Consider the following 14,200-nt stretch of genomic DNA (forward strand, 5'->3'; position numbering starts at 1 on the left):
AGCCATTCTTATTGATAATGACAAAAAATCCCTTTATCATAAACCGTCCATAAACTTGCTTTTTGATTTGCGGCTTTCAGAACGCTATTTGCCCAGGTATTACAAGTATAAAAAAGACTATAACTTCCTTTTGCTTCATAAAAAGCATCTTTTTTACCGTAGCTGTAACCTTGAATCCATTCTGGATTTGTTGGATTATTGAAACTTTCAGAAATATAAGAAACTAGTTTTTGATAGTTTTCCTTTGAAATCAGAATGCGTTTGCAATTTTCGTTTTCTGCAAGACTTTTATAAAATGAAGTGTGCATGGCTGACGAACTTACACCGAAAATTGCTTTTAAAGCCGTACTTGCTTTTAAATCGGACCATTCTGGCGTATGCAAATAAAAACCTTTATCTCCCCAGCCAAAAGCTACGAATGTTGCCAATGAATCTTTAGACTGTGTCTGGCTGAATTGTATTTCTTTTCGCCAATCTTTAATTTCATTTACAACCGGAACAACAATATCGGTGTGAACACCGTTGGAAAGAATGTAAATTGGGATTCCGTCTTTTTCTTCGACTTGTGCAATATCTGAGTTGACCGTGATTTTTGAAATCAGATACATCGCGAATAAATATACAACAAGAAAAGTAATGATTCCGAGGATTGTCCAGCCGAGAAATTTGAAAGATTTTTTTAGCATTTTGGTTGGTTGTTTTTGGATTAATGAATTAGGTTATTTTGTTGTAACCAATTTTTGAGCCAAAAATTAATTTTAAATTTCAAAGGTAGATTGGAATATTAAAACAGAACGCGGATGATACGGATTCGCTAAAGCGAAGGCGCTGATTTAGACGGATTTTTTTTTATTTTCTCTCGCAGATTTAGCAGATTTAGCAGATTTGTTAAAACATAAAAAAAACTGCTGAATTTCTCCAGCAGTTCAAGTTTATTCTCTTTATTCTTTATTCTATACTCTAAAAAAAATTTATACGTTAAAACGGAAGTGCATTACATCACCATCCTTAACAATATATTCTTTTCCTTCTACTTTGAATTTTCCTGCTTCTTTTGCTTTTGCTTCAGAACCGTATTGAACGTAATCTTCGTATGAGATAACTTCTGCACGGATGAATCCTTTTTCGAAATCAGTATGGATAACTCCGGCTGCTTGTGGCGCAGTTGAACCAATATTGATTGTCCAGGCACGAACTTCTTTTACACCAGCGGTAAAGTAAGTTTGTTGTTTTAATAATTTGTAAGCTGCACGAATTAAAACTGATGCTCCCGGCTCAGTTAATCCCATATCTTCAAGGAAAACCTGACGCTCTTCGTAACTTTCTAATTCGGTAATATCAGCCTCTGCACCTACTGAAAGAATGATAACTTCAGCATCTTCATCTTTTACTAATTCACGAACCTGATCTACATATTTGTTTCCGTTTACAGCTGAATTTTCGTCGACATTACAAACGTACAATACTGGTTTTGCCGTAATTAATTGGAAAGATTCCATTAAAACTTCTTCGTCATTCCCCTGAGGGATAATAGTACGAGCCGATTTAGCCTGTAATAATGACTCTCTGATTCTGTCTAAAAGTGCTTTTTCAGTTTGTGCTTCTTTATTTCCGGTTTTAGCTGCACGATTTACTTTTTCTAAACGTTTTTCAACCGTTTCTAAATCTTTCAACTGTAATTCGATATCAATCGTTTCTTTGTCACGAATTGGATTTACATTTCCATCAACGTGAACGATATTATCATTGTCAAAACAACGTAAAACGTGAATAATAGCGTTACACTCTCTAATGTTTCCTAAAAACTGGTTTCCAAGACCTTCACCTTTACTTGCACCTTTTACCAAACCTGCGATATCTACGATATCAACTGTTGCCATTTGCACACGCTCTGGTTTTACCAATTCTTCCAATTTGTTGATTCTTGGATCCGGAACGTTTACAACACCAATATTAGGTTCGATTGTACAAAACGGAAAGTTAGCACTTTGCGCTTTTGCATTAGATAAACAATTAAATAATGTTGATTTTCCAACATTTGGTAATCCTACAATTCCTGCTTTCATCTGTTGTTTCTGTTTATTTTTATTTATTCCTGAGTTACTCAGGTTTTTCCATTAATGCTTCTACCATATTATTATAGAAGTCACTTTTAATGGTTTATAATTCTATTTATTGATTTTTTGTTTCTGCCAAAATGATATTTTTTGGCTTTAAAATTTTGCAAATATAAGATTTAATAGCTCGTAACTGAACTAAAAATGACGATTAATGTATTTTAAAGTATTCAACATAAAAAAATTAAACTTTTTATTAAGTTTTTGTTAAAAAATACTACTTTTATCAAATAACAAACAAACAATAAACCAAAATTAAACCAAACCATGAAAAAGATTGTATTATTATTATTTCTACTAAATACGGCATTTCTTTTTGCCCAAAAAGAGATCAAAGGTACCGTAAAAGATAAGACAGGCACCGCTTTACCTGGTGTTAATATTGTCGAAAAGGGAACAAACAATGGCGTTTCTACTGATTATGAAGGTGGTTTTATTATTAAAGTTAAAGAAGGCGCTACACTAATTTTTAGTTATGTAGGTTATAGTACAGTTGAAAAATCAGCCTCAAGCAGCAATTTAACTATTACTTTAGACGAGAGCGGTGGCCAAATTTTAAATGATGTTGTGGTTGTCGGCTCAAGAAATACAAAAAGAACTGTAGTAAATTCGGCTGTTCCTATTGATGTTATAAATGTAAAAGATGTTACAACCCAAAGTGGAAAATTAGAAATCAACGAACTTTTACAATATGTTGCCCCATCGTTTAATGCCAACAAACAATCTGGTTCTGACGGAGCTGACCACGTTGATCCTGCTTCCTTAAGAGGAATGGGACCTGATCAGACTTTAGTTTTGATCAACGGAAAAAGAAGACATCAATCCTCCCTAATCAATTTATTTGGAACACGTGGACGTGGAAATACTGGAACAGATTTAAATGCTATTCCAGCTTCTTCTATTAAAAGAATTGAGATTTTAAGAGATGGTGCAGCAGCGCAATATGGTTCTGATGCTATTGCGGGAGTTATTAATATTGTCACCAATGACAATGTAAACGAACTAACTGGTTCTGTAACGTATGGTCTTTTTAATACCAATGCAAAAGGAGATTTTTTACCGGGAACGCCAAATACTGACGGATTTAGATTAGACCAAAAAGGAAACGGAAACTCTTATGGAAAAGATAAATCTTTTGATGGACAATCTATAAAAGTGGCTGCCAATTATGGAGTTTCACTTGGCAGCAAAGGTGGCTATGCCAATTTTACCGGTGAATTTATTAATAAAGAAAAAACATTAAGACCAAGTTATGATTTTAGAAAAGGTTTTGGTGATGCACAAATTAATGGTGTGAATTTCTTTGGAAATCTTGCCATTCCATTAGCTGACAAAACAGAACTTTATGCTTTTGGAGGCAGCAGTTTAAGAAATACAGATGCTTATGCTTTTACCAGAAATGATGGTGAAAGAGTTGTAGAATCTGTATATCCTGGAGGATATACTCCAAGAATTACTTCAAAAATTAATGATAATTCAATTGCTGCCGGAATTAGAACTGAAACTTCAGGTGGCTGGAAAATGGATTTAAGTAATACTTTCGGAAAGAATAAGTTTCACTATAATATAGAAGGAACAATAAATGCTTCACTTGAAGACAAATCTCCGCATGAATTTGACGCAGGAGGACACAGTTTACTTCAAAATACAACTAATTTTGATATTTCTAAAAACTATGATGATGTAATGAGCGGTTTCAATATCGCTTTTGGAACAGAATTCAGAGTAGAAAAATTTGAAATTTTTGCTGGTGAAGAAGGTTCTTATACAACTTATGACACGAATGGAGTGCCAATTACCGACCCAACAACTCAAAGCGCTCCTACAGTTCCTAATCCAGACTATGACCCTACAGATCCTACTTCTTCACCAACTATTCCAAGGCCAGGAAGTTCTCAGGGTTTTCCAGGATATAGCCCTGCAAATGAGGTCAATGAAAGTCGTACAAACTTCTCTTTGTATACTGATGCTGAATTAGATATTACGGAAGGTTTTATGGTAACCGGTGCAGTTCGTTTTGAGAACTACAGTGATTTTGGAAGTACCATAAACGGGAAATTAGCTTCAAGGCTTAAACTAAGCGATCATATTAATATGAGAGGATCTATCAGTACAGGATTCCGTGCCCCTTCATTAGCTCAAATTTATTATAATTTACGTTTCACTAACTTTAATGCCAGTGGTGCAACCGAAGTGCTTTTGGCTCCAAACAACAGTCCTGTAACACAAGCGTTTGGAATTGAAAAACTAAACGAAGAAAAAGCCGTAAATGCATCTTTAGGATTTACAGGAACTTTTGGAGATTTTACTGCAACAGTTGATGGTTATTACATTAAGGTAAAAGATCGTATCGTTCTTACCGGATATTTTGATGCAGAACCTTTAAACCTTGGCGTTTCTGAAGCGCAATTTTTTGCTAATGGAGTAGATACAAGCACACATGGTTTAGATTTAGTTTTTTCATGGAAAAAATCATATGATTTTGGAAATATCGGAGCAACTTTAGTTGGAAACATTAACGACATGAAAATTGATAAGGTAAAAAATGGAGATTTGGATGCTGATACTTTCTTCGGAAAACGTGAAAAAGCATTCTTACTGGCTTCAGCTCCAGATAGTAAATTCGGCTTGAACCTAAATTATTCTAAAAATAAATTTGATGCAGGTCTTGCTTTTACTCGTTTTAGCAAAGTAGTTTTAGTAGATTATGCAGATGAAGATGATGTTTACAACGCAAGATTGGTAACTGATTTAACTTTAGGATACAGAATTAACAAAAGTCTGAAATTAAGTATAGGAAGCAATAACTTGTTCAATGTATATCCGACAAAACAAGATGAACAAGGAAATACGGAAGCTGGAGGTTATTGGGATGCCGTGCAAATGGGTTTCAGCGGAGCTTATTATTATGCAAGACTTGGATTTAATTTCTAATAAAAATTTTAAACACATAGAAACGTAGATCTTCTCTTTTAACGAATTAGTATAGTAAGAACTTATTTCGCATAGTTCTAATTAAGTTTTAAAAGTGAAATGCTTTCTCCGGATCGCAAATCTATTCTTCTATGTGTTCTAAAACAACAAAAAAACCTGAGCGTTGCTCAGGTTTTTTTTGTTACTATTTGTTTTAAAAATTACAGTTTGAACTCTAATGAATCTATAATTCCTTTTTCTTCATCTGTGGCTGTAAATCCAGATATATCCCAATATTTGGTTAGGATTTTGTTCGTTTTATTAAAAAGCGTTTTCTCTTTAAACACATCACTTTCTTTATAAGTAAAATTTTGCCTGTTGAAATTGGTTGTAATAAAATTATTCCGAACCTGAATATTTTTTTTGACCTGATCTTTTAGAATTAAATCATAAGCAATTTCTTCATTTGAACTTAGTAAATAATAATCTTCACCATCGATTCTGTACGTTACCTTTACTTGTGATCTGGTAACATTCTTTGAACCCACTTTTGTTTGTTCTTCAATTTGAGCAAGATTTCCTGGTGCAATACTAATACTGAATTCTACAATTAACTTTTTTAACGGATCATAAATAATTTCAAAAGTATCAAGCGCTTTTTTAGATTTATCCAAAGGTGTAACTGACATTATATAATAATCTTTATTATTTGGATGTCCCTTTGTTGTGAATTCATATTCTTTCTTTGTTTTTGAATCCAGAAGTGGATCGAAATACTTCAAATTCGAATAATTCTCCATAATATTATTCAAATTATATCCCATTAAATCGGCACTAACATCATTTTCCAGTAGTCCGTAAGATCTATTTTGTTCCACTAATAATGTCGTACTTGATGTCTTTTGGTTTCCTTCAAATTGAAAATTCACCAATCCGTCATTATAATAGGAATATTTATTATCGAGCATAAAAAACTCTCTTACATAGACTTTTAATCTGTATTCATTGGCCAGTTTTTCCCTTGAATTAGAAACGATTTTTTGAAGATTTTTTTCAGGTTTTTCTTTGGAAACAACAATTTCTTCCAGCTTGTTGTTGTTATTTTTTAGGTAAACAACAAACATATCTGGCTTTAAAGGTCCCCAACGAAGTGTCACTTTTTCGTAATTGGTTTCTGAGACCTGAAGATTAGAAGCTCCATTGAGCATAAAAGTTACTTTGCCTTCCTGATTACTTATTAATGTTTGTTTCGTTTTCATGATAAACACTATTGCATTTTCTATAGGCAATTGTGTTTCAATGTCTTTCACAACAATAGAATATTCTGCATTTTGCGCAATAACAGTAGTGTTAACGAAAATAATTAATAATAGTAGTAATCCTCTCATAGGCAATTGTTAAAATATTATCATCAAATTAACAAAATAAATCATTAAGTAACAGTAAACTGCCTAAAAAAAATCAAAAAAAACTTATATTAAATAAAAAAAATCCTGAGTGTTATGCTCAGGATTTTTAAATATCAAAATCTTACTTTAAGAATAGTTATTATCCGTGTAAAAACGCTTGTCTGTTCAACAAAGTTTCTTCATCTTCAACATGATTATCGTCTGGTACGCAACAATCAACAGGACATACTGCAGCACATTGAGGTTCATCATGAAAACCTTTACACTCCGTACATTTTCCAGGAACAATGTAATATACTTCATCAGAAATTGGAGTTTGAGCATCTTCTGCATCCACTTCAGTTCCGTCAGGTAAAATCACTTTTCCTTTAAGACTAGTTCCATCTTTGTATCTCCAATCATCAGCACCTTCATAAATTGCTGTATTTGGGCACTCTGGTTCACAAGCCCCACAATTGATGCATTCGTCAGTTATAATTATTGCCATTTTTTTCTTAGTTACGAGTTAAAAGTTACAAGTTCAGAAATAATAATGCGAAGATTTTATTCTGCTTTGTCTTATAACTTAATATAGCTTATTTTTGTGCAAAATTACAATCAAAACTATTCATAAACAAACATTATGACATTAGAAACAAAAAAAAGTGTTTTTGTTGAATTAGGAAAATTTCTAAAACAATTTTCCGAAAACGATACAGTTAAAGAATCGAATGTCTTGCATAACGATTTATTTTTTGATGATTTCGAAAAACTGATACAATTATCGCAATCTCATAATGGATGGTATACGCCTGAACAGGTTTATTTTGCAATAAAATCATGGGCCGATGCTTTGACCGAAGAAAAGCTTGACAAATGGCTTTCAAACTACCACACCGAGCTTTCTCAAAATAATGAAAACGGAAAAAATGTCGCTTTAATTTTAGCCGGAAATATTCCATTGGTAGGTTTTCATGATTTTTTATCGGTTTTAATAACAGGAAATAAAGCTTTAATTAAAACTTCCTCAAACGATCAGCATTTACTGCCGTTTTTGGCCAAATATTTAATTGCTGTTGATGAAAATTTAAAAGATAAAATCACTTTCGTAGCAGGCAAACTGGAAAATTTTGATACCGTAATTGCCACAGGAAGCAATAATACAGCACGCTATTTTGAATATTACTTTAAAGACAAACCTTCGATAATCAGAAAAAACAGAAATTCGGCAGCTGTTTTAAACGGAAAAGAAAGCAAAGAGGAATTAGAAGCTTTAGGCGAAGATATTTTCCGTTATTTTGGATTGGGATGTCGTAATGTATCTAAGATTTTTGTACCGAAAGGCTATTCATTTGATGCTTTTTTTGAGGCAATTTTCAAATATCAGGACGTTATACATTATGAGAAATATGCTAATAATTACGACTACAACAAAGCTGTATTTTTAATGAGTAATTTCAAATTATTGGATAATGGATTTTTGACTATTAAAGAAGATTCGAGCTATGCCTCGCCTATTTCGAGTGTTTTTTATGAATTTTATGAAAATATCGAAGATTTGCAAGCACGTCTTAAAGCTGATTCTGAACAAATTCAGTGCATCGTTAGCAATGATTTAATCCAAAATAGCATCCCATTCGGACAAACACAAAATCCGCAATTGTGGGATTATGCAGATAACGTAGATACTATAACGTTTTTGTTAACAACAAAGTAAAAATATGTTTAATTATTTCGAATAATTTATCGCTTTTTCAGCTCCTATTGCCGAAATTTGCATCTTTAAAATTTTCGACTATTAACAACAACCATGAAAAAACACAACTACAGCGCAGGTCCGAGTATTTTACCTCAGGAAGTTTTTGAGAAAGCTTCAAAAGCAGTTTTAAACTTTAATGATTCAGGATTATCAATCCTTGAAATTTCGCACCGAAGTAAAGATTTCGTTGCTGTTATGGATGAAGCTCGCTCCCTTGCCTTAGAGTTATTAGGACTTGAAGGAAAAGGATACCAAGCCTTATTTTTACAAGGTGGTGCAAGTACCGCATTCTTAATGGCTCCGTACAACTTGATGAAAGAGAACGGAAAAGCAGCTTATTTAGACTCAGGAACCTGGGCGACTGCTGCAATAAAAGAAGCTAAGAATTTTGGAGAAACTGTAGTAGTAGCTTCTTCAAAAGACGAAAATTACAACCATATTCCAAAAGGATACACGATACCAAGTGATGCTGATTATTTTCACTGTACAAGTAACAATACCATTTTTGGAACTCAAATGAAAGAATTCCCGGCAACTAGTGTGCCTGTTATTTGTGACATGAGTTCTGATATTTTTTCCCGCAATTTAGATTTTTCTAAATTCGATTTAATCTATGCCGGAGCTCAAAAAAATATGGGACCTGCAGGAACTACTTTAGTAGTCGTTAAAGAAGAAATTTTAGAGAAAAGTGGAAGAACTATTCCAAGTATGTTAGACTACGCTAAACATATCAAAGCAGAAAGTATGTACAATACTCCTCCTGTTTTTGCTGTGTACGTTTCGCTATTGACATTACAATGGATCAAAGAAAAAGGTGGAATTGCTGCTGTTGAGAAATTAAACGATGCAAAAGCAGATTTACTTTATACTGAAATTGACAGAAACCCATTATTCAAAGGTGCTGCAGCAGTTGAAGATCGTTCTAAAATGAACGTTACTTTCTTATTAAACAATGCTGATCATACTGCAACTTTTGATGCTTTATGGAAAGAAGCAGGAATTTCAGGATTGCCAGGACATCGTTCTGTTGGTGGTTACAGAGCTTCTATTTACAATGCTATGCCTATCGAAAGTGTTCAGGTTTTAGTTGATGTAATGAAAGCTTTGGAGTCTAAAGTATAGTTTTCAGTCTCAGTCTCAGTTTTCAGTATTAGTGTGCCGAAAACTTGAATTGAATACTACAGCCCTAGCCCCGATAGAAGTGGAAATCCTTTTATGTTTTTTTTTCAAAACATAAAAGATTGGAACGGATAGCGGGATTAGCTCCTAAATCAAAAAAGAAAAAATTATATATATCTTAATCTTCTAATCTTAACGATTAAACGATTAACCAAATAAACACATAAACTAAAATGAAAGTATTAGCGAATGATGGAATTTCTAAAAGTGGAATTCTGGCTTTAGAAAAAGGTGGATTTGAAGTTATAACTACAAAAGTAGCTCAGGAACAAGTAGCTAATTTTGTAAATGAAAACAATGTAGACGTAGTTTTAGTGCGTAGCGCAACTAAAGTTCGTAAAGATATTATCGACGCTTGTCCTGGTCTTAAAATTATTGGTCGTGGTGGTGTTGGTATGGATAATATCGATGTTGATTATGCTAAAAGCAAAGGAATTCACGTAATTAATACACCTGCTTCATCATCAGAATCTGTTGCTGAACTGGTTTTTGGACACTTGTTTTCTGGTGTTCGTTTTTTACATGATTCTAACAGAAATATGCCTCTTGAAGGAGATTCAAACTTTGATGGTTTGAAAAAAGCGTATGCAAACGGAACTGAATTAAGAGGAAAAACGCTTGGTATCGTTGGTATTGGTCGTATCGGGCAAGCTACTGCGAAAATGGCGCTTGGTTTAGGTATGAAAGTTATCGCTGCAGATAGTTTTATTCCTCAAGTTGATGTTAAAGTAGAATTCTTTGACGGACAATCTATCACTACAACAATCGTTTCTCAATCTTTAGAATCTTTGTTTAAAGAAGCTGACTTCATTACATTGCACGTTCCTGCTCAGGATGGTTACATCATTGGAGAAAAAGAACTGGCAATTATGAAAGATGGTGTTGGAATCGTAAACTGTGCTCGTGGAGGTGTTATTGATGAAGTAGCTTTAGTAAAAGCTTTAGATTCAGGAAAAGTGGCTTTTGCAGGTTTAGACGTTTTCGAAAGCGAACCAAAACCAGAAATGGCAATTTTAATGCACACTAAAATTTCATTGACTCCTCATATTGGAGCTGCAACGGGAGAAGCACAAGACAGAATTGGTACTGAATTAGCATCACAAATTATTTCTTTGTTGAGCTAATTAATTAAAAATAAAACATTTAGAAGGGATTTATTAACATTGTTTAATAAATCCCTTTCTTTTTTTGATTAAATTTGAGTTATAAATCTAATCTAAATTCTTTAAATCATGTTTGAACAATTAACACAATTAGTACAACAATACGGAGGCGATGCTGTTGTAAACAACACTGCTGTCCCAAATGAGCATAATGAAGCCGTAATTGGTGAGACTAGTAATTCGATATTTGCAGGATTGCAAAAAATTGCTTCAGAAGGCGGTGCAGAACAATTGGCAGGTTTATTTAACGGAACATCTTCAATAGACAGTTCTAATCCGGTTGTGCAGCAACTAACGCAACAATTAAGTGGAAATCTTGGTCAAAAATTTGGATTAAGCAGTGAAGCTTCTTCTGGTGTTGCAGCAAGCATGATTCCTCAGATATTGGGTTCGTTAATAAATAAAGCAAAAGACCCTAACGATAGCAGTTTTAACATTTCAGATATAATCAGTTCCATTTCGGGAAACAGCGGACAAGCTTCAAGCATAATGGATACAATCTCTAAATACGGAACTCAATTTGGTTTAGATCAAAACGCTGATGGAAAACTGGATGTAGCAGATGTTATGGTTGTTGCTAAAACTAAAGGTGGTATAGCTGGTTTTATTGGGAAAATCTTTGGAAGTAAATAAGCAAGGGAGGTTCTAAGATACTGAGATACTAAGGTTCTGAGTTTTCTCAACTTTATAAATATAAAGCTGTTTCTAACAGCTTTTTTTTATGTCTTAAAAAAATCTTAGCAACTTAGAATCTTATAACCTTAGTCCCTTTTTCAAAATTTATTCGTAAATTTAAGGTTCAAAAAATGGGTCATGAAAAAGATAATCTACATACTTATCATAATTTTTACCATAATCGCATGTTCTACAGCTTCAAAAAATAATGCAGTTACTGTAGCTAAACCTAAACAACATCCTGAGGTAAATGATACTGTCCGAATTGCAAATGATTCATTGGAGTATGAAGTAATTATTATAGATAACGGTTTTAGTTATTGGCTGGCGTCTATGGCACAACCCAGAAACTATTATTCCCTCTCTTATCTTGAAAACAAGAATTATTTATATGTAACAGAATGGAATAGTCGCGTATTACAACCACAACGATATAATCCAAATTTATATGAAATGTCAATCGATTATCAACCTCAAATTCATTATGGTTACGAAGTAAATTACCTGATCTATAACTATATGATTTATTTTCAAAATACTTACAAACAAAAGCTTGGCGGGTATGTCCCAATAAGATAATGTTGTTATATTTGTAATTGTTTTAAATAAAGCATGGATAAATTAAAGAAACGTTGGGGCATTACCTCCAATCTACAAGCCATAATTATACTTATCGTTTTTGCCATCACAGGATCGGCATCTGCATGGTTGTCTAAGCCTTTTTGCGTTTGGTTAGGTATCACCAAAGAAGATTTTGGCGGTTGGTTTACTTTAATTCGCTTGTTGATTATCTTCCCTATTTATCAGGTTTTACTGGTCGCTATTGGAACCGTTTTTGGCCAATTTCGCTTCTTTTGGAACTTCGAAAAGAAAATGCTTAAGAATATGGGATTAGGTTTTCTCTTCAAAAACTAAATTTCATCATTTCTTTTCTGAAAATAGTAGGTATAAATCCACGTTAGTGTAAACGATGGAATCACATCTGTAAACGGCATTATTTCTTCCACAAAAGTCAAAACACTAGCCACTTTCCCTACTCTTCCCTTATACATTCTGGTCATTATAAAAGCTGCAATTGGTGCCCAAACTACATCTGAGAACTCTCCCAAAAAAGGAATTGTAAACGAAATCATTCCAATTCCGTCCAAAAGCAAACCCAAAAGTAATTTTCTGGTTCTGTCATCGCTTGTTACTTCTAAATCCTGCATGTTATTCTATTTAGAGATTATTCGAATTTATAAAGAATTCATTTAACTAAACTTATTTCTTAGAGTAAAATTATTGCTTAATTCCCATACCAATAAATATACCGATTTTAAATTTTACATTTTTAAAAATTGAAATTGGATCTTCTTTTAAATTTGGAATTTATTTTATTGGTTTTAAGAAATTGTAATTTGATTCCTAACCATAATCTTTGTTTCTTTGTGGAAACAGTTTCAAAAATGATACACGCAAAAAACATACATAAATTCTACGATCAGCTTGAGGTTTTAAAAGGAGTTGATTTGCATATTAAAAAAGGAGAAATTGTTTCTATCGTTGGCGCTTCAGGGGCCGGAAAAACGACTTTATTACAAATCTTAGGAACTTTAGACAAACCTTCAAAAGCAGCAACCGAAACTTCATTAACCATTAATGGTGAAAATATTTTGGGGCTGAATGACAAAACATTATCGAAATTCAGAAATTTAAATTTAGGTTTCATTTTTCAGTTTCACCAACTTTTACCTGAATTTACAGCCTTAGAAAACGTGTGTATTCCAGCTTATATTGCTGGTAAAAAACCATCTGAAACACTGGCAGAAGCCGAAAAATTATTGACTTTTTTAGGCCTGTCACACCGTATTAATCATAAACCCAATGAGCTCTCAGGTGGAGAACAACAGCGTGTTGCCGTGGCGAGAGCTTTAATTAATAAACCAGATGTCATTTTTGCCGATGAACCTTCAGGAAATTTAGATACCCATTCTGCCGAAAATCTTCATCAGTTGTTCTTCCAGCTTCGCGATGAGTTTGGGCAAACATTTGTTATTGTTACACATAATGAAGAATTGGCTAATATGGCTGATAGGAAATTGATAATGGTCGACGGACAGATTAGTAATTAGGAGCTATTCCTGCTGTCCACTTGTATCTTTTCCTGGCTAAAGAAGCCAGAAAAAGGATACCGCTCCCATCAGGGCTAAGGCAGTTGAATAACAAGAACTTTCATTTCAAATGAATCAAAAAGAACTTAAAGAATTTCTCGACGAAAAAGTCATTCAATACAACAATCAGGATTTTATTGAGAGCGATCCTGTACAAATTCCGCATTTATTTACGCAAAAAGAAGATATCGAAATTGCAGGTTTCCTGAGTGCCACAATTGCCTGGGGAAACCGTAAAATGATCATTAAAAATTCCCATCAAATGATGGAATTAATGGGCAACACACCTTATGATTTTATCATGTCACATTCTGAGGAAGATCTAGAAAGACTGGAAAGCTTTGTTCACAGAACTTTCAACGGAAAAGACTTTGGCGGTTTTATAAAAGGATTACAGCATATTTACAAAAATCATAATGGTTTAGAAGCCGTATTTGCTAAAAACCAAGAAGAAAACAGTTTACAGAAAAGCATACACGAGTTCAAAAAAATATTCTTCGAAATAGAGCATCTACCCAGAACACAAAAACACATCTCAGATCCGCTAAACAATTCGGCAGCAAAAAGAATCAACATGTATTTACGCTGGATGGTTCGTCAGGATACAAAGGGTGTCGATTTAGGGATTTGGAAAACCATTTCTCCAGCTTCCCTATCTTGTCCGTTAGATGTTCATTCCGGAAATGTAGCACGAAAATTAGGCATTCTTACCCGAAAACAGAATGACGGAAAAGCTTTAGCCGAATTGGATTTTAAACTTCGTGAAATGGATTCAGAAGATCCTGTTAAATACGATTTTGCACTTTTTGGATTAGGTGTATTCGAAGGCTTCTAGCCTGAAAATCAAGCCTTAATT

The 14,200-nt window shown here is 33.6% G+C and carries 14 protein-coding genes; 9 read left to right on the top strand and 5 right to left on the bottom strand.

Annotation, left to right across the window (positions count from 1 at the left end):
• Window positions 1-8: 8 nt before the first annotated feature.
• Together B0A65_RS19970 and ychF are read right to left on the bottom strand one after the other, a co-directional pair.
• Window positions 9-686: a TIGR02117 family protein gene (locus tag B0A65_RS19970; RefSeq protein ID WP_074656998.1), complete on the bottom strand. Its 678-nt coding sequence runs from the start codon at window positions 684-686 to the stop codon at window positions 9-11.
• Between the two features lie 285 nt (window positions 687-971).
• A complete protein-coding gene (ychF, locus tag B0A65_RS19975; RefSeq protein ID WP_074656996.1) occupies window positions 972-2,066 on the bottom strand; it encodes a redox-regulated ATPase YchF in 1,095 nt (364 codons plus the stop codon).
• A gap of 318 nt (window positions 2,067-2,384) precedes the next feature.
• Here ychF and B0A65_RS19980 point away from each other — a divergent pair, with 318 nt between their 5' ends.
• A complete protein-coding gene (locus B0A65_RS19980; protein ID WP_074656994.1) occupies window positions 2,385-5,051 on the top strand; it encodes a TonB-dependent receptor in 2,667 nt (888 codons plus the stop codon).
• A gap of 200 nt (window positions 5,052-5,251) precedes the next feature.
• Here B0A65_RS19980 and B0A65_RS19985 read toward each other — a convergent pair whose 3' ends face one another.
• Window positions 5,252-6,418 (bottom strand): hypothetical protein, encoded by a 1,167-nt coding sequence (locus tag B0A65_RS19985; RefSeq protein WP_074656990.1) that lies wholly within the window; start codon window positions 6,416-6,418, stop codon window positions 5,252-5,254.
• A 160-nt stretch (window positions 6,419-6,578) separates the two neighbouring features.
• Window positions 6,579-6,926 carry a 4Fe-4S dicluster domain-containing protein gene (locus tag B0A65_RS19990; protein WP_072971397.1) on the bottom strand — a complete coding sequence of 116 codons (348 nt, stop codon included), beginning with the start codon at window positions 6,924-6,926 and terminating at the stop codon, window positions 6,579-6,581.
• A 135-nt stretch (window positions 6,927-7,061) separates the two neighbouring features.
• On the opposite strand from B0A65_RS19990, the gene B0A65_RS19995 reads away from it, so the two are divergent.
• From B0A65_RS19995 to B0A65_RS20020, 6 genes are all read left to right on the top strand, one after another.
• The gene (locus B0A65_RS19995) at window positions 7,062-8,135 is read left to right on the top strand and encodes an acyl-CoA reductase (protein WP_074656982.1); all 1,074 of its coding nucleotides are present in this window, start codon (window positions 7,062-7,064) and stop codon (window positions 8,133-8,135) included.
• A 93-nt stretch (window positions 8,136-8,228) separates the two neighbouring features.
• On the top strand, window positions 8,229-9,299 hold the full coding sequence (serC, locus tag B0A65_RS20000; protein ID WP_074656981.1) for a 3-phosphoserine/phosphohydroxythreonine transaminase: 1,071 nt from the start codon (window positions 8,229-8,231) through the stop codon (window positions 9,297-9,299).
• A 230-nt stretch (window positions 9,300-9,529) separates the two neighbouring features.
• Complete coding sequence (locus tag B0A65_RS20005) at window positions 9,530-10,480, top strand: D-2-hydroxyacid dehydrogenase (RefSeq protein ID WP_074656980.1); 951 nt, start codon at window positions 9,530-9,532, stop codon at window positions 10,478-10,480.
• Window positions 10,481-10,588: 108 nt separating this feature from the next.
• Complete coding sequence (locus tag B0A65_RS20010; protein ID WP_074656979.1) at window positions 10,589-11,152, top strand: DUF937 domain-containing protein; 564 nt, start codon at window positions 10,589-10,591, stop codon at window positions 11,150-11,152.
• Between the two features lie 180 nt (window positions 11,153-11,332).
• Window positions 11,333-11,773, top strand: coding sequence for a DUF6146 family protein (locus B0A65_RS20015; RefSeq protein ID WP_074656978.1), 441 nt, complete (start codon window positions 11,333-11,335; stop codon window positions 11,771-11,773).
• Window positions 11,774-11,806: 33 nt separating this feature from the next.
• A complete protein-coding gene (locus B0A65_RS20020; RefSeq protein WP_074656977.1) occupies window positions 11,807-12,109 on the top strand; it encodes a DUF6787 family protein in 303 nt (100 codons plus the stop codon).
• On the opposite strand, the gene B0A65_RS20025 is transcribed toward B0A65_RS20020, so the two are convergent.
• The gene (locus B0A65_RS20025; protein WP_074656976.1) at window positions 12,106-12,402 is read right to left on the bottom strand and encodes a hypothetical protein; all 297 of its coding nucleotides are present in this window, start codon (window positions 12,400-12,402) and stop codon (window positions 12,106-12,108) included. The two genes, B0A65_RS20020 and B0A65_RS20025, sit on opposite strands and share 4 nt — an antisense overlap.
• A gap of 237 nt (window positions 12,403-12,639) precedes the next feature.
• Between B0A65_RS20025 and B0A65_RS20030 the strand changes: the two genes are divergently transcribed.
• Together B0A65_RS20030 and B0A65_RS20035 are read left to right on the top strand one after the other, a co-directional pair.
• Entirely contained in the window at window positions 12,640-13,305 is a 666-nt protein-coding gene (locus B0A65_RS20030) for an ABC transporter ATP-binding protein (protein WP_074658288.1), read from the top strand.
• A gap of 109 nt (window positions 13,306-13,414) precedes the next feature.
• Complete coding sequence (locus B0A65_RS20035; protein ID WP_074656975.1) at window positions 13,415-14,179, top strand: TIGR02757 family protein; 765 nt, start codon at window positions 13,415-13,417, stop codon at window positions 14,177-14,179.
• Window positions 14,180-14,200: the final 21 nt, after the last annotated feature.

The sequence above is a fragment of the Flavobacterium frigidimaris genome (genome assembly GCF_002217275.1).
In the GTDB taxonomy this organism is placed as follows: domain Bacteria; phylum Bacteroidota; class Bacteroidia; order Flavobacteriales; family Flavobacteriaceae; genus Flavobacterium; species Flavobacterium aquidurense.